Annotated in this window: 24 protein-coding genes; all 24 read left to right on the forward strand. The window is 39.2% G+C overall.

From position 1 onward, the window contains the following. Positions 1–137: 137 nt before the first annotated feature. The 24 genes from AC6F34_RS08965 (at position 138) to AC6F34_RS09080 (ending at position 24049) form a co-directional block, all read left to right on the forward strand. Complete coding sequence (locus AC6F34_RS08965; RefSeq protein WP_500771208.1) at positions 138–500, forward strand: Asp23/Gls24 family envelope stress response protein; 363 nt, start codon at positions 138–140, stop codon at positions 498–500. Between the two features lie 16 nt (positions 501–516). Further along, the gene (locus AC6F34_RS08970; RefSeq protein ID WP_500771210.1) at positions 517–2190 is read left to right on the forward strand and encodes a DAK2 domain-containing protein; all 1674 of its coding nucleotides are present in this window, start codon (positions 517–519) and stop codon (positions 2188–2190) included. Between the two features lie 190 nt (positions 2191–2380). Further along, positions 2381–4429 carry an ATP-dependent DNA helicase RecG gene (gene recG, locus AC6F34_RS08975; protein WP_500771736.1) on the forward strand — a complete coding sequence of 683 codons (2049 nt, stop codon included), beginning with the start codon at positions 2381–2383 and terminating at the stop codon, positions 4427–4429. Between the two features lie 105 nt (positions 4430–4534). Continuing rightward, positions 4535–5104: a transcription factor FapR gene (fapR, locus tag AC6F34_RS08980; protein ID WP_500771212.1), complete on the forward strand. Its 570-nt coding sequence runs from the start codon at positions 4535–4537 to the stop codon at positions 5102–5104. A 56-nt stretch (positions 5105–5160) separates the two neighbouring features. After that, positions 5161–6153: a phosphate acyltransferase PlsX gene (gene plsX, locus AC6F34_RS08985; protein WP_500771214.1), complete on the forward strand. Its 993-nt coding sequence runs from the start codon at positions 5161–5163 to the stop codon at positions 6151–6153. A 26-nt stretch (positions 6154–6179) separates the two neighbouring features. Further along, positions 6180–7127 carry an ACP S-malonyltransferase gene (gene fabD, locus AC6F34_RS08990; protein ID WP_500771216.1) on the forward strand — a complete coding sequence of 316 codons (948 nt, stop codon included), beginning with the start codon at positions 6180–6182 and terminating at the stop codon, positions 7125–7127. Next, positions 7124–7867 carry a 3-oxoacyl-[acyl-carrier-protein] reductase gene (gene fabG / locus AC6F34_RS08995; RefSeq protein WP_500771218.1) on the forward strand — a complete coding sequence of 248 codons (744 nt, stop codon included), beginning with the start codon at positions 7124–7126 and terminating at the stop codon, positions 7865–7867. The genes fabD and fabG overlap by 4 nt, the downstream gene beginning before the upstream one ends. A 71-nt stretch (positions 7868–7938) precedes the next feature. Further along, positions 7939–8172, forward strand: a complete 234-nt coding sequence (gene acpP, locus AC6F34_RS09000) for an acyl carrier protein (protein WP_500771220.1) — start codon at positions 7939–7941, stop codon at positions 8170–8172. A 454-nt stretch (positions 8173–8626) separates the two neighbouring features. Beyond that, a complete protein-coding gene (gene rnc, locus AC6F34_RS09005; RefSeq protein ID WP_500771222.1) occupies positions 8627–9370 on the forward strand; it encodes a ribonuclease III in 744 nt (247 codons plus the stop codon). A 39-nt stretch (positions 9371–9409) separates the two neighbouring features. Continuing rightward, a complete protein-coding gene (gene smc / locus AC6F34_RS09010; protein ID WP_500771224.1) occupies positions 9410–12979 on the forward strand; it encodes a chromosome segregation protein SMC in 3570 nt (1189 codons plus the stop codon). 48 nt (positions 12980–13027) lie between these two features. Further along, a complete protein-coding gene (ftsY, locus tag AC6F34_RS09015) occupies positions 13028–14017 on the forward strand; it encodes a signal recognition particle-docking protein FtsY (RefSeq protein WP_500771226.1) in 990 nt (329 codons plus the stop codon). 283 nt (positions 14018–14300) lie between these two features. After that, positions 14301–14633 carry a putative DNA-binding protein gene (locus AC6F34_RS09020; protein WP_500771228.1) on the forward strand — a complete coding sequence of 111 codons (333 nt, stop codon included), beginning with the start codon at positions 14301–14303 and terminating at the stop codon, positions 14631–14633. Positions 14634–14645: 12 nt separating this feature from the next. Further along, a complete protein-coding gene (gene ffh / locus AC6F34_RS09025; protein ID WP_500771230.1) occupies positions 14646–15998 on the forward strand; it encodes a signal recognition particle protein in 1353 nt (450 codons plus the stop codon). A 389-nt stretch (positions 15999–16387) separates the two neighbouring features. Continuing rightward, complete coding sequence (rpsP, locus tag AC6F34_RS09030) at positions 16388–16660, forward strand: 30S ribosomal protein S16 (RefSeq protein ID WP_500771232.1); 273 nt, start codon at positions 16388–16390, stop codon at positions 16658–16660. A 16-nt stretch (positions 16661–16676) separates the two neighbouring features. Next, positions 16677–16907 (forward strand): KH domain-containing protein, encoded by a 231-nt coding sequence (locus AC6F34_RS09035; protein WP_500771738.1) that lies wholly within the window; start codon positions 16677–16679, stop codon positions 16905–16907. Between the two features lie 342 nt (positions 16908–17249). Beyond that, positions 17250–17636, forward strand: coding sequence for a YlqD family protein (locus tag AC6F34_RS09040; RefSeq protein ID WP_500771234.1), 387 nt, complete (start codon positions 17250–17252; stop codon positions 17634–17636). 10 nt (positions 17637–17646) lie between these two features. After that, complete coding sequence (gene rimM / locus AC6F34_RS09045) at positions 17647–18165, forward strand: ribosome maturation factor RimM (RefSeq protein ID WP_500771236.1); 519 nt, start codon at positions 17647–17649, stop codon at positions 18163–18165. Next, positions 18165–18908, forward strand: coding sequence for a tRNA (guanosine(37)-N1)-methyltransferase TrmD (gene trmD, locus AC6F34_RS09050; protein WP_500771238.1), 744 nt, complete (start codon positions 18165–18167; stop codon positions 18906–18908). Before rimM ends, trmD begins: the two co-directional genes overlap by 1 nt. Before the next feature lie 132 nt (positions 18909–19040). Further along, positions 19041–19385 carry a 50S ribosomal protein L19 gene (gene rplS, locus AC6F34_RS09055; protein ID WP_500771241.1) on the forward strand — a complete coding sequence of 115 codons (345 nt, stop codon included), beginning with the start codon at positions 19041–19043 and terminating at the stop codon, positions 19383–19385. A gap of 192 nt (positions 19386–19577) precedes the next feature. Next, positions 19578–20129 carry a signal peptidase I gene (gene lepB, locus AC6F34_RS09060; protein ID WP_500771243.1) on the forward strand — a complete coding sequence of 184 codons (552 nt, stop codon included), beginning with the start codon at positions 19578–19580 and terminating at the stop codon, positions 20127–20129. 34 nt (positions 20130–20163) lie between these two features. Continuing rightward, a complete protein-coding gene (gene ylqF / locus AC6F34_RS09065; RefSeq protein ID WP_500771245.1) occupies positions 20164–21051 on the forward strand; it encodes a ribosome biogenesis GTPase YlqF in 888 nt (295 codons plus the stop codon). A gap of 106 nt (positions 21052–21157) precedes the next feature. Beyond that, entirely contained in the window at positions 21158–21928 is a 771-nt protein-coding gene (gene rnhB / locus AC6F34_RS09070) for a ribonuclease HII (RefSeq protein ID WP_500771247.1), read from the forward strand. Between the two features lie 16 nt (positions 21929–21944). Beyond that, entirely contained in the window at positions 21945–23756 is a 1812-nt protein-coding gene (locus AC6F34_RS09075; RefSeq protein WP_500771249.1) for a TP0910 N-terminal domain-containing protein, read from the forward strand. After that, positions 23753–24049, forward strand: a complete 297-nt coding sequence (locus AC6F34_RS09080; protein WP_500771251.1) for an EscU/YscU/HrcU family type III secretion system export apparatus switch protein — start codon at positions 23753–23755, stop codon at positions 24047–24049. Before AC6F34_RS09075 ends, AC6F34_RS09080 begins: the two co-directional genes overlap by 4 nt. The last annotated feature ends 114 nt before the right edge of the window (positions 24050–24163 follow it).

Genomic DNA, 24163 nt, shown 5'->3' on the forward strand with positions numbered 1-24163 from the left:
TCGGCATATAGTTGCTTGTGTCATCCTTATTGAAAATAACTACTTCTTACAGACTTAATAAGCATCATAGGAGTTAGATGAAGCATAAAAAAAGCGTCCAACGCTTTCCTACAATTATTCTAAAGGAGGAAAGATTCATGTCGATCGAATTAAAAACGAAATTTGGACAAATTGATATTTCAAACGATGTAATCGCTACAATTGCAGGCGGGGCAGCAGTTGACTGTTATGGTATAGTGGGTATGGCATCAAAAAACCAAATTAAAGATGGACTAACAGAAATATTGCGTAAAGAGAATTTCACACGTGGTGTTGTCGTTCGCCAAGAAGAGGATGAAGTACATATTGATATGTACATTATCGTAAGCTATGGTACAAAAATCTCTGAAGTAGCTCATAATGTACAATCGAAAGTGAAATACATTCTGGACAAGACAGTTGGTTTAAGTGCTGATTCAGTCAACATTTATGTTCAGGGTGTCCGTGTTACGAACCCGTAGTGAGGAGGAAAGATTTGTGTCAATTCAAGTTTTAGACGGGAAAAAGTTTGCAAAAATGATATTGCAGGGTGCAAATCACTTGTCTAGCAATGCAAAGCTAGTAGATGCGCTAAACGTTTTTCCTGTGCCTGATGGAGATACTGGGACAAATATGAATTTGTCAATGACTTCCGGTGCAAAGGAAGTAAAAAATAATACACAACCACATATTGGTAAGGTAGGGATAGCTCTTTCAAAAGGTCTATTAATGGGCGCTCGTGGAAATTCCGGTGTTATCTTATCACAATTATTCCGTGGTTTTTCTAAAGCAATCGAAGCAAAAGAAACAATCAACTCTACAGAATTCGCTAGTGCTTTTGCAAGCGGTGTTGAAACGGCTTATAAGGCAGTCATGAAACCTGTTGAAGGGACAATTCTAACAGTTGCTAAAGATGCAGGGAAAAAAGCAGTTGAAGTGTCTGATACAACTCAGGACATTATTGTTATCATGGAAGCTGTCGTAAAGGAAGCAAAAGCTTCCCTTAAACGTACGCCAGATCTATTGCCTGTTCTAAAAGAGGTTGGGGTTGTTGATAGTGGTGGCCAAGGGCTTGTATTTGTATATGAAGGTTTTCTTGCTGAGCTAAAGGGTGAAAGTCTTCCTGAACCAATGAACATGCCAAATATGAATGATCTAGTAAATGCTGAGCATCATAAAAGTGTCCAAAGCCATATGAATACTGAGGATATCGTCTTCGGTTATTGTACGGAGTTTATGGTGAAATTTGAGAGTGAGAAACTTTCTGAACAACCCTTCTCAGAAGAGAAATTCCGCCAGGACTTAAGCAAGTTTGGAGATTCTTTATTAGTAATTGCAGATGAGGATGTTGTGAAAGTTCATATTCACTCTGAACAACCGGGCAATTGCTTAAGCTATGGTCAAAAATACGGTAGCTTAATTAATATGAAGATTGAAAATATGCGTGAGCAACATACGAGCCTTTTAGACGATGAAGACAAAGAGAAGCAATCAAAGCCGAAATCAACTGAAAAGCAGGAGTATGGAATTGTTACTGTATCGATGGGAAGTGGGATTGCTGAATTATTCCGTTCCATTGGAGCGAATGAGGTCATCGAAGGTGGACAAACGATGAACCCAAGCACAGAGGATATCCTTAAAGCTATAAAAGATGTTAATGCGAAGAAGATCATCCTTCTTCCTAATAATAAAAATATCATTATGGCAGCTGAACAAGCTGCTGAGGTTGCTGAGGAAGAAGTCATTGTCATTCCTTCAAAGACTGTTCCTCAAGGAATGTCAGCTCTGTTGTCATTTAACCCAGGTGCATCTCTTACTGATAATGAATCTGTGATGGTTGATGCAATGAAGCATGTTAAAACAGGGCAAATCACATATGCAGTTCGTGATACATCTATTGATGGTCTTGAAATTGAAGAAGGAGACTTTATGGGAATTGATGAAGGGAAAATCATCGTTAAACATAAAGACCTTGTTCAAGCGGCAAAGGACCTATTAGAGAAAATGGTGGATGAAGATGCAGAGATTTTAACAGTTTTCAAGGGTGAGGATGCGGCGGATGAAACATTAAATGAGCTTGTTTCATTTGTTGAAGACACATACCCTGACGTTGAAGTAGAAGTTCACGACGGCAAGCAACCGTTATATGCTTTTATTTTTGCGATTGAATAAATATGAAAGCGGGGGCTCACATGGCCGCCGCTTTTTTTATAATTATAGAAAGTAGCATAATTAGGTAATGAATCGTATAGAGCCTAAGGAAACTTCAGTAGAAGATTCATATGATGTAGAATAGGACATTTTCATTTTGCTAAGAAGGGAGGAGAGGAAAGAACTTTACGGAAAGTTCTTTGCAAATAGAGTGAATGAACCATTGAACCAGCCGGTAACAGCTGTTAAAGGCGTTGGGGAAGAAACCGCGCAATTATTAAATGATATGAACATACATACGGTTGAAGATTTACTGCTTTACTTTCCATATCGATATGAAGATTATCGGATGAAGGAATTAGAGGAAGTGAAACATGAAGAGCGCGTTACTGTAGAAGGTGTTATTCATAGTGAACCGGTTCTGCAATACTATGGGAGAAAGCGCTCAAGGCTCACGATTAGGGTTTTAGTAGGAAGGGTTCTTGTTCAAGCTGTACTATTTAATCAACCTTATTTAAAAAGTAAGTTGATTCTTCAAGAAACGGTCACCATTACGGGTAAGTGGGATCAGCACCGCCAAGTAATCACAGTGAGTGAACTTCATGTCGGACCATTTTCTCATCAAAAAGATTATGAACCGGTTTATACAGTGAAAGGGAAAGTCACAGTAAAAGGGATAAGGAAGCTGATCAATTCAGCTTTTACACAATACGGTCATGAACTAATTGAAGATTTACCAGAAAGCTTAATAAAAGGTTATCGGTTAATGGGTAAATTTGATGCAGTAGAAGCTGTCCATTTCCCTAAAGATGGTGAGCAGCTTAAACAAGCACGCCGACGCATAGTATATGAGGAATTTTTATACTTTCAATTAAAAATGCAATCATTGCGTAAAATCCAACGAGAACAATCAAATGGAATGTCTATACAGTACAATGATGAGAAAATCAATCAATTGATCTACTCACTGCCGTTTGAATTAACGGAAGCGCAAAAAAGGGTTGTAAATGAAATCTTAGCGGATATGATCTCTCCTTACCGAATGAATCGCTTGCTTCAAGGAGATGTAGGTTCTGGGAAAACAGCGGTTGCTGCAATAGCCCTATATGGATGTGTAACAGCAGGCTATCAAGGAGCGTTAATGGTTCCTACAGAAATTTTAGCGGAGCAGCATGTTCAATCCTTCAAAACGATGTTTGCTAAATTTGGACTAGAAATTGAGCTGTTAACAAGTTCAATTAAAGCGAAAAAACGTCGTGAAATTCTTCAAAGATTAAAAAGTGGCGAGCTTGATTTGTTAATCGGTACACACTCCTTAATTCAAGAAGAGGTGGAGTTTCACCGGCTCGGGCTTGTTATCACGGATGAACAGCATCGATTTGGCGTAAATCAGCGTCGGATTTTACGCGAAAAGGGAGAAAGCCCAGATGTACTATTTATGACGGCTACGCCCATTCCTCGTACACTAGCGATTACTGCATTTGGAGAAATGGATGTTTCAACAATTGATGAAATGCCAAAAGGTCGAAAAGAAATCGAAACATATTGGGCTAAGCCGGATATGCTTGATCGTGTTCTCCATTTTATCGATAAAGAATTACGCAATGGCCATCAAGCGTACGTCATCTGTCCGCTTATTGAAGAGTCGGAAAAGTTGGATGTGCAAAACGCATTGGATGTTCACATGATTCTGACACAATTCTTTGGTAGTCGAGCCAATGTAGGACTCATGCACGGAAGGCTTCACCCTGATGAGAAAGAAGAAGTCATGGAGAAGTTCGCTAATAATGATGTACAAGTATTGGTCTCAACAACGGTTGTGGAAGTTGGTGTGAACGTCCCAAATGCAACAATCATGGTCATTTATGACGCTGAACGCTTTGGGTTAGCGCAGCTCCATCAATTAAGAGGTCGAGTTGGCCGAGGAGAAGATCAATCATTTTGTATATTGCTTGCCAATCCAAAGACAGAGGAAGGCAAAGAAAGAATGCGTGTCATGACCGAAACAAACAACGGTTTTGTCTTATCGGAAAAAGATCTGGAGCTTCGTGGACCAGGGGATTTCTTTGGGAAGAAACAAAGTGGATTGCCTGAATTTAAAATGGCTGATATGGTTCACGATTATCGTGCACTTGAAACAGCAAGACAGGATGCAGAAAAGCTTGTGCAGTCAAAGGCATTCTGGACTGAACAGCAATATAAGCAACTAAGGGATCAATTAATGAAAAGCGGTGTACTTGAAGGAGAAAAGCTCGATTAAATCGGAATTGTTAAGAGGAGCAAGATTTCTCTTGCAATAGAATCGTTATAATTATATACTACTTTTAGTACCTAGTCATAATATCTTGGACGGTGTGAAAAAATTATGAAGAGAAACAAAAAAGAACGGCAATCAATGTTAGAGGAAACGATTAAAGAAAATCCATTTGTAACAGACGAAGAGCTTGCGGATAAGTTCTCGGTTAGTGTACAAACGATTCGATTAGATCGCCTTGAACTATCAATTCCTGAGTTGCGTGAACGTATTAAGCATGTAGCAGAGAAACGCTTTGACGAAGAGGTAAAAGCGTTGCCAATTGACGAAGTGATTGGTGAAATCATTGATATCCAATTGGATGAAACGGCGATTTCAATTCTCGACATTCAGGAAGAGCATGTATTTAAACGAAATAAAATTGCGCGTGGACATCATTTATTCGCCCAAGCAAACTCATTAGCCGTCGCGGTGATTAATGATGAGCTTGCTTTAACAGCAAGAGCCAATATTCATTTTACGCAGTCAGTTAAAATGAATGAAAGAGTCATAGCAAAGGCGAAGGTTGTTCAGCATGACGATCAGAACCGTACACTTGTCGAAGTAAATAGTTATGTAAACAATGAATTGGTTTTTAAAGGTGATTTCTTTATGTTTCGTTCTGATAAACAGAATGTTTAAATAGTACCAAATTGCTACTAACAGTAAATGATTATAATAGACAAAGGATGAATGGAATGAAGATCGCGATAGATGCAATGGGCGGAGATCATGCACCTAAGGAAATCGTTCTTGGTGCCATGAAAGCTATAGAGACCTATAAAGATATGGAAATTATTTTAGTCGGAGACGAAAAAAAAATAAAAGAACATGTAACATCTGCTGAAAGAATTGAAATTGTTCATACGGATGAAGTCATTTTGCCAACAGACGAGCCAGTTCGTGCTGTAAGAAGAAAGAAGACAGCATCAATGGTTTTAGCAGCACAATTAGTAGCAGATCAAAAAGCGGATGCCTGTATTTCAGCAGGAAATACAGGGGCTTTAATGGCAGCGGGGTTGTTTGTTGTTGGTCGAATAGAAGGGATAGAACGCCCGGCCTTGTCACCAACTTTGCCAACGATTGAAGGGGATGGATTTATCCTGTTAGATGTTGGTGCTAATGTAGATGCGAAGCCAGAGCATTTGCTTCAATACGGTGTGATGGGGTCTATATATGCAGAAAATGTTCGTGGGGTCAAGAATCCTCGTGTCGGTTTGTTAAATATTGGTGAAGAGGATAAGAAAGGAAACGAGCTTACAAAAGAAGCTTTTAAACTATTAAGTGAGCAAAAAGGTATCCATTTCATTGGAAATGTAGAAGCGAGAGATTTATTGAATGGTGTTGCTGATGTTGTTGTTACGGATGGGTTTACTGGAAACATGGTTTTAAAGACTGTGGAAGGAACAGCGATGTCTGTTTTTAAAATGTTAAAAGGCGCACTTACTTCTAGTTTCAAATCAAAAATGGCAGCGGCTGTTTTAAAACCAGACTTAAAGGTTTTAAAAGATAAGATGGATTATACAGAATACGGTGGAGCAGCCCTATTTGGATTAAAAGCACCAGTTGTTAAGGCACATGGCTCTTCTAATGCAAATGCTCTATTTAATGCTGTACGCCAAACAAGAACGATGGTAGAGCACCGAGTGTCGGAAACGATTAAGCAATTTATTGAACAAAAGCATTCATAAATGTATAGGGTAGAGAGGTGATCGGGTTGGGTAAAATAGCATTTGTTTTTCCAGGTCAAGGTTCACAAGTAGTTGGCATGGGGCAAGCGCTCGCTACCGAGAAAAAAGAAGTACTGTCTATATTCAAACAGGCGGACGAAAAACTAGGATTCTCCTTATCTCAATTGATATTTGAAGGTCCGCAAGAGGAGTTAACGTTAACAATGAATGCGCAACCTGCGTTGTTAACAACAAGTATTGCAACCCTTGAGCTTTTTAAGCAAGCTGGAATTAAAGCGGACTATGTGGCTGGGCATAGCCTAGGTGAATATTCAGCTTTAGTTGCCGCAGATGCAATTTCTTTTGAAGATGCTGTCTATACTGTTCGACGTCGAGGAGAACTGATGGAAGAGGCTGTCCCGAACGGCGAAGGAACAATGGCTGCTGTTTTAGGGCTTGATCGAGATGTTCTTCAATCAGTGACTAAGCATGTGAGTGAAGCTGGTGATCCCGTTCAACTTGCAAATATCAATTGTCCTGGACAAATCGTTATTTCAGGCTCAAAGCGTGGAATAGAGCTTGCAGGTATTGAAGCGAAAGCAAAGGGAGCGAAACGGGTGCTCCCACTTGATGTTAGCGGTCCTTTCCATTCTGAACTAATGAAGCCTGCTGCGGAAAAATTTAAGGGTGTTATAGATTCAGTTGATCTAAGAGATGCCCAAATCCCAGTTATTGCAAATGTGACTGCGGATGAACTAAGAGATAAGGCAGAGATTAATGAAAAATTAATCGAGCAGCTGTATTCTCCTGTATTATGGGAGGATTCAGTCCAGAAAATGATTGCATTAGGTGTAGACACATTCATCGAGATTGGATCAGGTAAGGTACTTTCAGGGTTGATTCGAAAAGTCAATCGTACTGTAAAGACATATTCGGTATCCGACGCTTCATCATTTGATGCGGTGATTGATGCTTTAAAGGAGGCAAACGAATGAAATTACAAGGGCAAGTAGCATTGGTAACAGGTGCTTCACGTGGCATAGGAAGGGAAATTGCACTGTCATTAGCAAAAGAAGGCGCTTCTGTTGCTGTAAACTTTTCTGGCAGTGAGCAAAGAGCGAATGAAGTCGTCCAAGAAATTCAAGCATTAGGTCAAGAAGCCATTGCTATTCAAGCGGATGTAGCAAATCAAGATTCGGTTGCAAACATGGTAAAGCATGTGATTGAGAAGTTTGGCAAGCTCGATATCCTTGTGAATAATGCGGGAATCACACGCGACAATCTTTTGATGCGTATGAAGGAAGATGAGTGGGATGCGGTCATCAATACGAACCTTAAAGGTGTTTTCCTTTGTACGAAAGCAGTAACACGACAAATGATGAAACAACGCAATGGCAGAATCATTAATATTTCTTCAATTGTTGGTGTCAGTGGAAACCCTGGGCAAGCGAACTATGTCGCTGCAAAATCAGGTGTCATTGGTTTAACAAAAACGACGGCTAAAGAACTGGCTACAAGAGGGATTACAGTCAATGCGATTGCCCCAGGTTTTATTACAACAGACATGACGGACAAATTGACTCCAGAAATGAAGGAAGCGATGTTGAAGCAGATCCCACTTGCTCGATTGGGTGAGCCTTCTGATATTGCAAACGTTGTCACATTCTTGGCTTCAAGCGATAGCCGCTATATTACTGGGCAAACTATACATGTTGATGGTGGTATGGTGATGTAGGCAATAATTTACGATTTCCTTTATTCTTAAACGGGAATCGACTATAATGGCTTGAGGGGAGGTGAGCAAGCATGGCAGATATTTTAGAACGTGTAACGAAAATTATCGTCGATCGTCTTGGTGTGGAAGAGTCTGAGGTTACATTAGAAGCTTCTTTCAAAGAAGATCTTGGCGCTGATTCCCTAGATGTTGTTGAACTCGTAATGGAATTAGAAGATGAATTCGATATGGAAATTTCTGATGAAGATGCTGAAAAAATCTCAACAGTTGGTGACGCTGTAAATTACATAAAAGCGCTCCAATAATGATTGAACAGCTAATAACAGTGGGGAAAACTTCCCCACTGGTTTATTATTTAGATTGCAAAACGATGAATTGAAGATTTTTTATTTTCTAACGAGAATCTATGATCTTCCTTATTGTCCAGTCTACAGTAGGCATTAGCTTGCGGTCATAACCAATCGGTATATGTCCCGAGCTTTTTTAGTACCAGCAACTCCCTACATATTTAATGATTAATAGTGTGTATACTGTACACTGTTCCTTTTTAAAAAAGTGATAGTGTAAAGTAAACACGCTATTGTATAATAGCTTGGAAAAATGATAACATTTTAATCGTAGTGGTATCACTTAACTTGGGAAGAGGGCATCTTTCCAAGTTTCTTGCGCTTTTAAATAAATGGTTTAAACATTAAAAACAATTAACAAATACAAACAGAATAGATCGATCAATTAATTGATTAGATGATGGAGGCAATTATGCGCTACTATAATAAAGATAAGGAAAAAAGAAGCACACGCGCAATTTTACAAAAGTTCAAGGACTTCCAGAGTAATGTCGGTGTTCAATTCCATAATGAGAAACTATTAATTCAAGCATTTACACATTCTTCTTATGTAAATGAACATCGAAGACGTCCTCACGAAGACAATGAGCGATTAGAATTTTTAGGTGATGCAGTATTAGAATTAACGGTTTCGAAGTTCCTGTATATTAAATACCCTATGATGAGTGAAGGGGAGCTAACGAAGCTTAGAGCAGCAGTAGTATGCGAGCCTTCACTTGTCTCATTTGCTAATGAACTTTCCTTTGGACAATATGTCCTATTAGGAAAAGGAGAAGAGATGACTGGTGGTCGTTCTAGACCAGCTTTATTAGCCGATGTTTTTGAAGCGTATATCGGAGCATTGTATTTAGATAGAGGCATTGAGCCTGTGGTAGAGTTTCTAGAGAAGGTTATTTTTCCAAAGATTGATAGTGGGGCATTTTCTCACGTGATGGATTTTAAAAGCCAGCTTCAAGAGCTCATTCAACGTGAAGGTACAGGTCTATTAGCATATAAAATCTTGCTCGAAAAAGGGCCAGCACATAATCGAGAGTTTGTATCGACGGTATCGTTGAATGGAGAAGAGCTTGGAACGGGTACAGGACGTTCGAAAAAAGAGGCTGAACAGCATGCTGCTCAAATGGCATTAGAGGTTCTGAAAAACCATATTCAATAATGGACAGAGCATAGAGATTTTTTGTGGGAGGAACGGTTCGTGTTATTAAAGCAGCTTGATATAATTGGATTTAAGTCATTCGCTGAAAGGATCTCTGTGGATTTCGTCTCTGGGGTCACAGCGGTTGTTGGTCCAAATGGTAGTGGAAAAAGCAATATTACTGATGCTATACGTTGGGTCTTAGGCGAACAATCGGCTAAATCATTGAGAGGAACTAAAATGGAAGATATCATCTTCTCAGGAAGTGATAGTAGAAAGCCATTAAATTTTGCAGAAGTTACGTTAACTCTCTCAAATGATGATCAATTTTTACCTGTGGACTACAACGAAGTCAGTGTAACAAGACGAGTATTTCGTTCTGGGGATAGTGAGTTTCTTATAAATAAACAATCATGTCGTTTAAAGGATATTGTTGATTTGTTTATGGACTCTGGATTAGGTAAAGAAGCATTTTCCATCATTAGCCAAGGGCGTGTAGAAGAAATATTAAACAGCAAGCCTGAAGACCGGAGAACGATTTTTGAAGAGGCAGCTGGAGTTTTAAAGTACAAAACTAGAAAGAAAAAAGCTGAAGGTAAGCTGTTCGAAACGGAAGAAAATTTAAATCGTGTCAAGGATATCCTCCATGAATTAGAAGTACAAGTGGAGCCTTTGAAGATTCAAGCCTCAATTGCGAAGGATTACTTAGAAAAAAAAGAGGAATTAGAGAAAATTGAAGTTGCCCTGCTTGTTTATGAAGTTGAAGAACTGCATGGAAGATGGGAATCCTTAAAAAAAGAGCTTGAGAAACATTCGGAAGCTGAGTTACAACTTTCAACCGCCCTTCAGCAAAAAGAGTCTAAGATTGTTCAATTACGTGATCAATCAACTGCATTGGATGAATCAATCAACGATCTTCAAGCACTCCTGCTGCAAGCTAGTGAAGAATTGGAAAAAATTGAAGGTCGAAAGGAAGTTTTAAAAGAACGGAAGAAGAATGCTGCCCAAAATAAGGGACAGCTAGAAAAGAATATTCAAGAGCTTTCAGTGAAAGTTGAACAATTAGAAAAGGAAAAAAATGATCAAGATCATGTAAAGCAAACTTTGTCTCTAGAAGCAAATGAGCTAAAAGTAAAATTAGCAGAGAAAGAAAATGAGCTAACGATTTATACTGAAGACGTGGAGCAGCTAATTGAATCCCTTAAGACAGATTACATAGACGTATTAAATCAGCAGGCAGCAGCAAAAAATGAGAAGCAAATGATTGAGCGTCAATTGGAACAGCAGCTTTCGAAGCGTGCCCGTTTAGATGATGACAATCAAAAATATATTAAAGATCGTCAAAGAATTGAAAAGCGTAAAAATGAGGCAATTCAAAAATGCGACGATATAAAGAAGGCGATTGAAGCCCTTATTCCTGCCTTTAGGGAGGAAGAAAGAAAGCTAGAAGCCTTAAAGGATGCTTATCTTAAACAAGAGAAGACTTTATATCAAGCTTATCAATTCGTTCAGCAAACAAAGGCTAGAAAAGAGATGCTAGAAGAGCTTGAGGACGATTTTGCAGGGTTTTACCAAGGTGTAAAGGAAATATTAAAAGCAAGAGATTCAAGATTACCTGGTATTCGCGGAGCTGTCGCGGAGATTGTTTCTGTGCAAAAAGAATATAGTACAGCTATTGAAATTGCATTAGGTGCAGCGATGCAGCATATTGTTGTTGAAGGTGAGGAAGACGCTCGCGGTGCGATTCAATACTTAAAGAAAAATGGATTTGGAAGAGCGACCTTTTTACCTTTAAGTGTTGTGAAAGGACGCTTTATCCAAGATCAAATGTTAAGGCATGTCGAGTCCCACCCCGCGTTTATTGGTGTTGCAACATCACTCGTAGAATATGATCCTTCCTTTAAATCCGTCGTTGATCATTTACTAGGAAATGTCCTTATTGCACATGATTTAAAGGGCGCGAATGATATAGCACGACTTGTTCAACATCGGGTACGTATCGTGACGTTAGAAGGGGATGTCGTAAACCCTGGAGGATCAATGACTGGTGGAGCGAATAAGCAGAAGAACAATTCGCTATTATCCAGAAAAGGTGAGCTCGAAGACTTAAAGGTGAAAATTGATGAAATGGAGCGTAAAACGATTTCATTAGAGGAAGATGTAAAGCGTTTAAAGGTTGAAGTTTCAGAAAAACAAGACGATGTTGAGGCACTAAAGGCAAAAGGGGAAGCGCTTCGTTCGGATGAGCAATTCGCAAATTCGCAGTTGAAGGATGTTGAGTATGAAGAAAAATCCATTAATGAGCGGTTAACCATTTATGATTTTGATCAAGCCCAAATCAATGAAGAGCGCTTAAAGATGGAGCATAGACAGCAAAAACTAGCCCAAGAGCTAAATGAGTATTCACAAACGATTGTTTCACTGAACGAAGACATTCAAAAGTTAACAGAAAGAAAAGCAACTGATCAATCTTCTAAAGAGGAAGTTCAAGTGCAGATTAATGAACTTAAAGTTACTTATGCAGCAAAACGCGAGCAATTGAATCATGCAGTCGATCGCTTAGTAGCGCTTGTTGCACAGCTTAATGACAACAAGGACCGCTTAGAATTGTTCAAGAGTGATTTGAGTTTGTTAACATCCGATATGACTTCTAATACTTCTGGAGAAGAGCAGCTAGAGCAGCTTTCTGAACAAAAGCTAAAAGATAAAAATGCGACAATCGAATTGATTGGTTCACGAAGAAGTGAGCGGTTAAATCTCCAAGCAAATTTAGAAAACTTAGAGGTTGAGACTAAAGAGTTGCGAAGACAGCATAAAGGTTTAACAGAGAGCATGAAGGATGCAGAAGTTAAGCTGAACCGATTGGATGTTGAGTTAGAAACTCGATTAGATCGTTTGCGTGAGGAATATTTATTCTCGTTCGAAGCGGCTAAAGAAGCTTATCCGTTAACCGTCCCTGCTGAAGATGCACGAAGACAGGTGAAGCTCATTAAGATGGGAATAGAAGAGCTTGGTACAGTCAATTTAGGAGCAATTGATGAGTATGAACGAGTTTCTGAACGCTATGAATTTTTAGTCGAGCAAAGAAATGATCTTCAAGAGGCAAAAGATACATTGTTCCAAGTAATTGATGAAATGGATGTAGAAATGAAGCGTCGCTTTGAAGAAACATTTAAACAAATTCGTCACCATTTTGAGTCTGTTTTCCAAGCGTTATTCGGAGGAGGTCGCGCTGATTTACGCATGACAAATGAGGATGATTTACTCAATACGGGCATCGATATTGTCGCGCAGCCGCCAGGGAAAAAGCTTCAAAACCTTGCACTATTATCTGGTGGAGAGCGAGCTTTAACTGCTATTGCATTGTTGTTCTCGATTTTGAAGGTTCGTCCCGTACCTTTCTGTATACTGGATGAGGTAGAAGCAGCGTTAGATGAAGCGAATGTACATCGTTATGCTCAATATTTAAAACGATATAGTGGTGATACGCAGTTCATCGTCATTACCCATCGTAAAGGAACAATGGAATTAGCGGATGTGCTTTACGGTGTAACGATGCAAGAATCAGGTGTTTCCAAGCTTGTTTCCGTTCGCTTAGAGGAATCAGAGGAGCTTGTCGCACAAGTATAAACCAAAGGATGCTTGTGCATTCTCATACATAAAAAGGGAAGTGATGAAGTGAGTTTTTTTAAAAAGTTAAAAGAAAAAATCACGATGCAGACGGATACTGTTACTGAAAAGTTTAAAGATGGCTTGACGAAAACACGTGATAATTTTTCTGGAAAAGTAAATGACCTTGTTGCACGATATCGCAAAGTCGATGAGGACTTCTTTGAGGAGTTAGAAGAGATTCTTATTCAAGCAGATGTTGGCTTCGACACCGTAATGACACTCGTTGATGAGTTGAAACTTGAGGTAAAGCGTAAAAATATCCAGAACCCTGCTGATGTACAAGCTGTTATTTCTGAGAAGCTTGTTGAAATTTATGAAAAGGGTGGAAATGCATCTTCCGAATTGAATTTGACACAGGACGGGCTTTCGGTCATTTTATTCGTCGGGGTAAATGGTGTTGGAAAAACAACGACGATTGGTAAGCTAGCACATAAATTTAAAAGTGAAGGCAAAAACGTTCTACTTGCAGCTGGAGATACATTTCGTGCAGGAGCAATCGAGCAATTAGAAGTATGGGGCGAACGTGTAGGTGTTGATGTTGTAAAACAAAGCGCAGGGTCTGACCCAGCCGCAGTTATGTACGATGCTGTTCGTGCTGCAAAGTCTCGTAATGTAGATGTACTTATTTGTGACACGGCAGGTCGACTTCAAAACAAAGTTAATTTAATGAAAGAGCTCGAAAAAGTAAAGCGAGTGATTGAGCGTGAGGTTCCAGGTGCACCCCATGAAGTATTGCTTGCTCTTGATGCAACAACAGGGCAAAATGCCATGGTTCAAGCGAAAACTTTCCAAGAAGCAACAGATGTAACAGGCATCGTCTTAACGAAGCTAGACGGTACAGCCAAGGGTGGAATCGTACTTGCGATCCGCAATGAATTAAAAATTCCCGTTAAATTTGTTGGTCTTGGTGAAAAGATGGATGACTTACAAGAATTTAATGCCGAACAATATGTATATGGATTGTTTGCTGACTTAGTGGAAAACGAAGCAGAGTAAAACAACCCGCCAGCAGTGTGAGTTGTTGGCGGGGTTGTTTTTGTTCCGAGCCACAGAAAGATAAAGTAGGTGAAGGTTCTTTTAATCTTAAATTAGATTTCGTAATCTCAAACGAAAATATAGCGTTTTAAAACCTGAACACTTACCTTATACAAGATGTTTTTCTTGTTCTATTATAGGTTTACTTCAGGTTAGTCGCTTTGCTGTTCTTCCTTGACATAGAAGCCTTTTGTCTGTAAACTTTACGTTGTAAAGGCTTTTCACTTAACAAGGGGGGATCATAGTGCTTGAAAAGACAACGAGAATGAATTATCTTTATGATTTTTACCAGTCGTTGCTTACACCGAAGCAAAGAAGCTATATGTCCCTATACTATTTAGACGACTTTTCACTTGGAGAGATTGCTGAAGAATTTGAAGTAAGCCGCCAAGCGGTTTATGATAATATAAAGCGTACAGAAGCAATGCTTGAAGAGTATGAGGAAAAGTTACTCTTACTTCAAAAGTTTCAAGAACGCTTAAAGTTGATGGTTTCGCTTAAAGGTATAGTTGAAAAAGAGATCCCGGACACGGAAGACGTTTTTAAAATTATTGCTGAGCTTGAGAAATTAGATTAGGAGGCGGCATAAATGGCATTTGAAGGATTAGCCGACCGACTGCAAAATACGATTCAGAAGATTCGTGGCAAAGGGAAGATTAGTGAGTCAGATGTAAAAGAAATGATGCGAGATGTCCGTTTAGCCTTGCTTGACGCAGACGTGAATTTCAAGGTAGTAAAGCAGTTCGTTAAAAAAGTAAGTGAACGTGCTGTTGGACAAGAGGTCATGAAAAGTTTGACTCCAGGTCAACAGGTTATTAAGGTCGTTAAAGAAGAGTTAACTGAATTAATGGGTGGCGAACAAAGTAAAATCGCAGTATCAAACCGACCGCCGACAGTTATTATGATGGTTGGTCTTCAAGGTGCAGGTAAAACAACAACGACAGGTAAGTTAGCGAACTTACTACGAAAGAAGTATAATCGTAACCCGATGCTAGTAGCAGCTGATATTTATCGTCCTGCTGCAATCAAGCAGCTTGAAACTTTAGGTACACAGCTTAATATGCCTGTGTTCTCACTAGGGGATCAAGTAAGTCCTGTTGAAATTGCAAAACAAGCGCTTGTAAAGGCAAAAGAAGAGCATCATGATTATGTGATTATCGATACGGCTGGTAGACTTCACGTCGATGAACAATTGATGGGTGAGCTATCTGACATAAAAGAATTATCGAAACCTGATGAAATCTTCCTAGTTGTTGATGCGATGACCGGACAAGATGCGGTAAATGTTGCAGATAGCTTTAATGCACAGCTTGGATTAACAGGAGTTGTCTTGACTAAGCTTGATGGTGATACACGTGGTGGAGCAGCGCTATCTATTCGCTCTGTAACGAATACACCGATTAAGTTTATTGGGATGGGTGAGAAATTAGACGCTTTAGAAGCGTTCCATCCAGAACGTATGGCTTCTCGTATTCTGGGAATGGGAGATGTCCTGTCGCTAATTGAAAAAGCTCAAGCTAATGTTGACGAAGAGAAGGCCAAGGAGATGGAGAAGAAGTTGCGTACAGCTTCAATCACTCTTGATGACTTCTTAGAGCAGCTTGGTCAAGTTCGTAACATGGGTCCTCTTGACGAGATTTTGAAGATGATGCCAGGTGCGAACAAAATTAAGGGCTTAAACAATATGCAAATTGAAGAAAAACAAATCAAGCATATCGAAGCGATTATTCAATCGATGACAGCTGACGAGAAGGAACACCCTGAAATCATTAACGCAAGCCGCAAAAAGCGAATTGCGAAGGGAAGCGGGCGTAGTGTACCTGAAGTGAATCGATTGCTTAAGCAATTTGAAGACATGAAGAAAATGATGAAACAGATGACAGGCATGCAAGGAAAAGGGAAGAAAAAAGGTGGATTTAAGCTACCATTTAACCCCTTTTAATGCATCGTTTTTTGTAAAAAAAATTGGCGACAAAGCAAGCCACATACACTTTTTTTGTTAATCTAGTTTCAGTGGCTAGCCCCTCGAGGTCATAAGTCAAAACTCTTCAGAAGTCAGGACTTCCTGCGATTTTTTGCCTTATGCTTGTCGGGTCTGAGCAAGCCACATACACTTTTTTTGTTAATCTAGTTTCAGTGGCTAGCCCCTCGAGGTCATAAGTCAAAACTCTTCAGAAGTCAGGACTTCCTGCGATTTTTTGTCTTATGCTTGTCGGGTCTGAGCAAGCCACATACACTTTTTTTACTTGTAAAGAAAAAAACCTTTACAAACGATGTAAGAATTGATAATATACTATCTTGTGTAATACTTTTTTGGAGGTGCTATTTAAAATGGCAGTTAAAATTAGATTAAAACGTATGGGAGCTAAAAAATCTCCTTTTTACCGTATTGTAGTAGCAGATTCTCGTTCTCCTCGTGATGGACGTTTCATTGAAACAGTTGGAACTTACAATCCAGTTGCTGAGCCAGCAATCGTTGATATCAATGAAGAGCTAGCTCTTAAGTGGTTACAAACTGGTGCGAAACCATCTGATACAGTACGTAACTTATTCTCAAATCAAGGCATTATGGAGAAATTCCATAACGCAAAGAACAGCAAATAAGTAGAGATCGATGATGATGAAAGAGCTGATTGAAACGATTGTAAAACCCTTAGTCGATTATCCGGATGAAGTTCAGGTTATGATGGTGGAAGAAGAAACGAAAGTAACGTATCAGCTTTCTGTCAACAAGATGGACATGGGAAAAGTAATCGGAAAGCAGGGTCGCGTTGCGAAAGCAATTCGTACTGTTGTCTATGCAGCAGGTTCATCAGACAAGAGAAAAATCTTCTTAGAGATTTGCGAATAATGTTAGAAGAAAGGAGGGGAAATAGCCCCTCCTTTTTTCACATGGAAAATAAGAATGTGTAGGGGTTTTTCGAGAATTCAAAAATGATGTATTTGTTTGAAAGTCTACGAACTTATTAGTTGTATGGCTACAGTTTTTATCTGTTCGAGGTTATATCTAAGCCCGGTAAGATACAGGATTACTTAATACGTCCATCAACTGTGTATAGTACCAATAGTCGTGGTTTACGCACTTGCTGTAGCGTTGTTGTATGCTCGTGGGTGGTCAAGCGTCTGGCGCTTTTCTTAGAAAGATCATTTTTTCGTGCAAGTGAAGGGTGTAAATCGGGAGGTTGCAAATGATATGAAACTAATCCAAAAAGTAACAGTAAAGCAAGTGTTAACGGAAAAAAGCAAAGCGGGATTATTGGAAAAGCAAATGCAAATTCAGATACAACTTCAAAAAGAATGCGAACAGCTTAAGTTTGAATTGAAAAAGCTAGAACGAACGAAAAAATACGATCTAAATCGGTTAAAACAAAACTTTGATAAAGAAATCAATTCGCGCATAGAAAAATGCAAACTCATTGATTTACAAATAGAGCAAATACATAAGCTACCAATAGGTAGTGAAATGAAAGAGAAAGAAGTAGAGGCCCTGATCGAAATTAATGAAGGCGATCGTTGGGATGAAATTGATCGCGGAAGAACAATTGTTATAAAAGACGGGGTTATCGAGGAAATACGCTAGAGGTGAAAATATGGAAAAGTGGCTCAATGTAGGAAAGATTGTAAATACACATGGACTTAAAGGTGAAGCACGTGTCATCTCAAAGACAGATTTTGCTGAAGAGCGTTATGCTAAAGGGCAAACCTTGTATTTATTTCAGCCGAATTCGAAGACGCCGATTGAACTGACAGTTAAATCGCATAGAAAACATAAAAACTTTGATTTGCTTATTTTTGAAGGATACGAAAACATCAATGATATTGAAAAGTTTAAGGGTAGCCTTTTGAAAGTAACTGAGAAGCAATTAAGTGAACTTGAGAACGATGAATACTATTACTTTGAAATCATCGGATGCACTGTCAAAACGATTTCAGGAGAAGAGTTAGGAACGATTAAAGAAATTCTCTCTCCAGGAGCAAATGATGTATGGGTGATCAAGGGTACTAATGGGAAAGAAATCTTGATCCCATATATTGAGGACGTTGTGAAATCCGTTAATATTGAGGAAAAGCTTGTAATGATTGATCCAATTGAAGGATTGTTATCATAATGAAAATCGATGTACTTACATTATTTCCTGAAATGTTTTCTGGAGTTTTCGGTCAGTCAATTTTAAAGAAGGCAGAAGAAGCTAAAGCTGTTGATTATCATGTTGTCAACTTTCGAGATTATGCTGATAATAAGCATAAGACAGTTGACGATTACCCGTATGGTGGGGGTGCTGGCATGGTCTTGAAGCCTCAACCAATTTTTGATGCAGTAGAAGATTTAACGAAAAAAGCTGAGAATAAAAGCAGAGTAATCCTCCTATGCCCACAAGGTGAACGCTATACACAAAAAAAAGCAGAAGAGCTAGCAGCTTGTGATCATCTTATTTTCATTTGTGGCCATTATGAAGGGTATGATGAGCGGATTCGTGAACATGTCGTAACTGATGAAATCTCCATAGGAGATTATGTTTTGACAGGTGGAGAGCTAGGGGCAATGGTCGTCATTGACAGTGTTGTAAGATTGCTACCTGGTGTTCTAGGGAGTGAAGAGTCTCACTTAAAGGATTCATTTTCAACAGGAATGTTAGAACACCCGCATTATACAAGACCTGCTGATTTTAGGGGATTGAAGGTGCCAGACGTGCTTACAGGTGGTAACCACCAATTAATTGAAGAATGGCGACTTAAAGAGTCATTAAGGCGGACATGGTCTAGAAGGCCAGACTTATTCAATTCACTGCAAATATCAGATACAGAAAAGAAATTGCTCGAACAAGTAAAAAAAGAAGTAGATGGACATTGAACTACAGTAGAATGTATGATATGATATTTTTTGTGACTTACGCTGATGTAAATTAGTATGAGTCTTATTCCGATGTTCCGCTGCAAATAGAAATGTTGTGCATGAGCATTTGTCCGAGAGGAGTTGAAAACGATGCATAAATTAATCCAAGAAATCACAAAAGAACAACTTCGTACGGATCTTCCTGAATTCCGTCCTGGTGATACTGTACGTGTACACGTATCTATCGTAGAGGGAACTCGTGAGCGTATCCAAGTATACGAAGGAGTTGTGATTAAGCGTCGTGGTGGTGGAGTTAGCGAAACTTTCACAGTTCGTAAGATCTCTTACGGTGTAGGCGTTGAGCGTACATTCCCTGTTCACACACCAAAGATTGCGAAGCTTGAAGTAATTCGTCGCGGTAAAGTCCGTCGTGCGAAACTTTACTACCTACGTAACCTACGTGGTAAAAAAGCTCGTATCAAAGAAATTCGATAATTGTAAGAGAGAGCTTGATCTTCAAGCTCTCTTTTTTCCACTCTTTTTGCTTTTCTATGCTTTTGATTATAGAGTATGATAGAACATAGAAATTAACATCGTATAAATCATTTAATGTATAATAAAATTGGAAACAATAGAATGTGAATGAAAAAATTGCATTGCAATATTTATTAAAGAGTGGTGGAACTAATGGCTAAAAAGAAGAATGAATTATGGGAATGGACGAAGGCTCTCTTAATTGCGGTCATCTTAGCTGTAGTTATTAGAACGTTTTTCTTTGCTCCAATTGTTGTAGATGGTTTATCCATGACCCCTACTTTAGAGGATCAAGACCGAATGATTGTAAATAAAATCAATTATAAGGTATTTGAACCGAAGCGATTCGATATCATTGTTTTTCATGCCCCTGAAAATAAAGATTACATAAAGCGTGTCATCGGCCTTCCTGGAGATGAGATTGAATACAAAGATGATACATTGTACGTAAATGGCGAGGCATATGATGAACCTTACTTGGACGAGTACAAGGAAAGGTTGATTGATGGGCCGCTAACAGAGCCTTTTACATTAGAGGAGAAAATAGGGCACCAAGTTGTTCCTGATGGTCATCTCTTTGTGATGGGAGATAACAGACGTTATAGTAAAGATAGTCGCCATATTGGCGCAGTTCCGATGGAAGAAGTATTAGGAAGTGCAGGTATTATTTATTGGCCAATTGGAGACATTCGCATCGTGAATTAACATAAAGAATGAACAGAGAAAGAGGTGATATGTCTTGACGATCCAATGGTTCCCGGGTCATATGGCCAAAGCGAGAAGGCAAGTTACGGAAAAGTTAAAGCTTGTAGACATTATCTTTGAATTAGTTGATGCAAGAATTCCTCAGTCTTCTAGAAACCCTATGATTGACGAAATCGTACAACATAAGCCGAGAGTTGTGCTCCTAAATAAAGCGGATATGGCAGATGAGCGTTTAACTAAGGAATGGATTGCATATTTCCGAGGGAAAGGTGTAAAAGCGATCGCAATCAACTCTCAGGCTGGACAAGGAATGAAGGAAATTGTTGCTGCAGCAAAAGAGTTGCTAGATGAGAAGTTCGAGCGCTTAAAAGCAAAGGGTGTAAAGCCTCGTGCGATCCGAGCGATGATTGTAGGAATTCCGAATGCCGGTAAATCAACTTTAATAAATCGCTTAGCAAAGAAGAATATCGCACGTACAGGAAATACGCCTGGTGTAACAAAAGCACAGCAATGGATAAAGGTTGGGAAAGAGATGGAGTTGCTTGATACTCCAGGTATTTTGTGGCCAAAGTTTGAAGATCAGCAGGTTGGGCTAAAGCTAGCATTAACTGGTGCAATCAAAGACACGATCTTAAACTTACAAGATGTTGCTGTATATGCGTTAAAGTTTTTAACAGAGCATTATCCAGAACGATTAAAGAGTCGTTATGGCTTAGATTCCATAAATGAAGACATCGTCGGCTTGTTTGATGACATCGGTGCTCGGAGAGGCTGTAAAGCGGGTCGAGGTGAAACAGACTATGATAAAGTGACGGACTTAATCATACGTGATTATCGTTCTGAAAGATTTGGTCGAATTACTTTAGAATCACCGCGGGAAATTGAACAGAAGGATGAGCTTGAAGGAGAATCTCGTTCTTAAACATATAAAAGATATAAAGGTCTTCTACTTAAGAAGGCTTTTATTTTTTAGCTTAAGAATGCTAGGAAAAACCCGATATTGATAGAAAGCATGCAGGTGTGTAGACATGAAGTGGACGATAAAGGAAATTAAAGAAAAATTAGCTACAATTGACTCTGGGGAAGATCCTTTCATTATTGAGATTAAACAGGATACACGCATTGGAGTCATTCGATTACGAGAAAGTTGGGAGAAGAAACAAGCTTTAAAAATGGCTCAACTGAATAAATTCGAATCGATGAAATCTTATGAACAAAGATCTAAGCTTAAAGGATTCACGAGCATAGCTGGTGTGGATGAAGTGGGAAGAGGACCTTTAGCAGGACCGGTCGTCGCTGCTGCTGTAATCCTTCCTGATGATTTTTTGTTGCTAGGAATCGATGATTCTAAAAAACTTACTGAAGAGAAAAAGCAACGCTATTATGAGCAGATTTTGGAAAAAGCCATTGCAGTTGGCATCGGTGTAATGTCAGCACAAGTAATAGATGAAGTGAATATCTATCAAGCTACGAAGCTAGCGATGAAGGAAGCAGTTGCACAATGTTCTATACAGCCTGACTACTTATTAGTTGATGCAATGGAAATCGAAGTTGTCACTGCTCAGGAGGCAATAATTAAAGGGGACGAAAAAAGCATTTCGATTGCTGCCGCTTCTATTATTGCAAAAGTAACCCGTGATCAAATGATGAAAGAAGCTCATGAACAATATCCGAATTATGGATTTTCGAAAAACATGGGTTATGGTACAAAAGAGCATTTACATGGAATAGAGCAGCATGGAATAACGCCGATTCACCGGAAAACATTTTCTCCAGTAAAAGAATACGTCCAAAAATAATATAGGTGATCTAAAGATGCAAACTCTCAATAGCTTGAATCATATGCAAGCGAATCGTGAATATCCCCAAGGCGAAGCATTGTCCTTAAGACCAGGGCAAATCGTAACGGGAAAAGTAATTAAGCATTTGCCTAACAAAATGGCTGAGGTACAGGTAGGTGGTCAAAAGGTTGTTGCTCAAATCGAGACACAATTGCCCGCTCTGGAACGACATTGGTTTCAAGTCGGACATAGTGAAGAAGGTTCAATTAAGCTGAAGGTTCTTCAAGGAGCAATGAATGAGGTTGGATCTAGTGCATCGATTCAAAACTTGCTTCAGAAACTAGGGCTTGAATCAACCCGAGAGAATGTACAGATGATTCAATATTTCTTGAAGGAAAAGCTTCCTCTTACTAATGAATTGCTAAAGATGGCTGCTCAATTGCTTGGGAATCTCCCTTCGACTGCAACTGGACTTGAGACGATAAAAGAAATACATACGCGGCAGCTTCCGTTCACGAACGCTGTTTTTCAAGCAATGCTAGCAATACAGGGAAAGGAATCGAGTATGCAGTTAATGATGAAACTCGTTCCTCAGCTTGAAAACAACCCGTCGGATCTTGCTTCACGTTTGCATGCACAGATTATAAACGTAGTTCAATCGAATGGTGATAAGTCAAAGGAACAAAGTATTAGAACCATTTTAACAGAGTGGCTTTCTGCAAGAGGACAAAGCTCTACTTCACTATATACTGCACTTACCCAGCTTGGGATTCTCTCTCCAACAAAAGGTGAATTAAATGGGCTATCGCAGTTCTTTGGACAAGTGCATTCACAATCGAAGTTGCCACCGCAGGTGCAGACATTGCTACAAGCAAGCCAAACGGTCATTTCGTCCAATCAATCCGTTACAATTGAGCAAATGATTCTTTCTTTAATGAAAGTTAAAAGTGCATCTTCAGTTACGAATGCGCCTCAAATACAACAGATGGCAACTCAAATGACAAGTGAGCTAAGAGACGGAAGGTTATCCTTCCCGCTAGCTGAGGAACGGTTGCTTCCATTGATGAAAGAAGTAGCGAAGGTCGTGATCCAAGAACGACCACTGAATATGTTGTTAGGAAAAGAACTCCCGCCTCTACAGCAAACAGAAGTGCTAAAAAATGAAGTCGTTAGACAGGCATTGGCATCTGAGTCGCAGGAAAGACAAATTCAGCATCAAGTGAATCAACTACCAGCACAAATGAAAGAAATCGTGAAATTATTAGGGCTATCTCATGAAAAAGATGTGTTCACTGCAGCGAAGCAAGGGTTTACGGATGAGGTGAGGAACGTAGAATCTATTAAACCCCTTTTAATCGCACTATTAAAAGAGCAAACTCAGTTTCAAGGGCGTGCGGTTGCCGAGAAGCTCCTTCATCAAATAACAGGCTTTCAGCTCTTGTCACAGGAAGTCGGCCCGATACAACAATATGCATTTCAAATCCCTGTTTCAATGTGGGAAAAAACATATGAAGTAACGATGCAGTGGAGTGGTAGAAAACGAGAAGATGGGGAGATTGATCCGAATCATTGCCGGGTATTGTTTTATTTAGAGTTAGATTCTTTGAAGGAAACAGTAATAGACTTGCATGTGCAAAATCGAATTATAAACGTGACTGTCATTAATGATACAGAAAGGCTAGATGAAATTGCGCACCCTTTCATTGAACCACTAAAGAAGAAATTAGCAGAAATGGACTATCGTTTATCTAGTGTAAAGTTTACATCTTCTTACGTTGAGGAGAAAAAAGAAGCAAGTGTACCAAAAGAAGACCTAAATACAAATGGGGTTGATTTTCGCATATGAATGCAAATCAACCAAAAGGAAGAAAACAGGCGATCGCACTCACTTACGATCAACAGGTTGATGTTCCGAAAGTATCTGCTAAAGGAAAAGGGTATATTGCGGAAAACATCATAAAAAAAGCAGAGGAGCATCATGTTCCGATTCAAGAGGATGCTTCTTTAGTTGGGTTGTTAGGAAATCTTGAAATAAATGAAAAGATTCCTGACGAGTTATATCAAGCGGTTGCAGAAGTCTTTGCATTTATTTATCAGGCTGACCAGCGGCTTAAAAATGAAAATAAGAAAAAGAACTAGAGAATTACGCTATTGTAGAAAAGTAATTCTCTTTTTTGTCTACCATTAATCTCCTGTAATGACAAGAAAAAATACTTTTATCTACTAAAATTATAAAGAATTTAAATATTTCAT

This window comes from Niallia sp. CD-39 (assembly GCF_059874745.1).

Excerpts from the sequence above, each read along its gene's own strand:
- rimM (WP_500771236.1), top strand. The coding sequence starts at position 17,647 with ATGGAAAAGTGGCTCAATGTAGGAAAGATTGTAAATACACATGGACTT.
- fabG (WP_500771218.1), top strand. The coding sequence starts at position 7,124 with ATGAAATTACAAGGGCAAGTAGCATTGGTAACAGGTGCTTCACGTGGC.
- rplS (WP_500771241.1), top strand. The coding sequence starts at position 19,041 with ATGCATAAATTAATCCAAGAAATCACAAAAGAACAACTTCGTACGGAT.
- plsX (WP_500771214.1), top strand. The coding sequence starts at position 5,161 with ATGAAGATCGCGATAGATGCAATGGGCGGAGATCATGCACCTAAGGAA.
- trmD (WP_500771238.1), top strand. The coding sequence starts at position 18,165 with ATGAAAATCGATGTACTTACATTATTTCCTGAAATGTTTTCTGGAGTT.
- AC6F34_RS09040 (WP_500771234.1), top strand. The coding sequence starts at position 17,250 with ATGAAACTAATCCAAAAAGTAACAGTAAAGCAAGTGTTAACGGAAAAA.
- AC6F34_RS09035 (WP_500771738.1), top strand. The coding sequence starts at position 16,677 with ATGAAAGAGCTGATTGAAACGATTGTAAAACCCTTAGTCGATTATCCG.
- ffh (WP_500771230.1), top strand. The coding sequence starts at position 14,646 with ATGGCATTTGAAGGATTAGCCGACCGACTGCAAAATACGATTCAGAAG.
- rpsP (WP_500771232.1), top strand. The coding sequence starts at position 16,388 with ATGGCAGTTAAAATTAGATTAAAACGTATGGGAGCTAAAAAATCTCCT.
- AC6F34_RS08965 (WP_500771208.1), top strand. The coding sequence starts at position 138 with ATGTCGATCGAATTAAAAACGAAATTTGGACAAATTGATATTTCAAAC.
- fapR (WP_500771212.1), top strand. The coding sequence starts at position 4,535 with ATGAAGAGAAACAAAAAAGAACGGCAATCAATGTTAGAGGAAACGATT.
- rnhB (WP_500771247.1), top strand. The coding sequence starts at position 21,158 with ATGAAGTGGACGATAAAGGAAATTAAAGAAAAATTAGCTACAATTGAC.
- AC6F34_RS09080 (WP_500771251.1), top strand. The coding sequence starts at position 23,753 with ATGAATGCAAATCAACCAAAAGGAAGAAAACAGGCGATCGCACTCACT.
- lepB (WP_500771243.1), top strand. The coding sequence starts at position 19,578 with ATGGCTAAAAAGAAGAATGAATTATGGGAATGGACGAAGGCTCTCTTA.
- rnc (WP_500771222.1), top strand. The coding sequence starts at position 8,627 with ATGCGCTACTATAATAAAGATAAGGAAAAAAGAAGCACACGCGCAATT.
- acpP (WP_500771220.1), top strand. The coding sequence starts at position 7,939 with ATGGCAGATATTTTAGAACGTGTAACGAAAATTATCGTCGATCGTCTT.
- AC6F34_RS09075 (WP_500771249.1), top strand. The coding sequence starts at position 21,945 with ATGCAAACTCTCAATAGCTTGAATCATATGCAAGCGAATCGTGAATAT.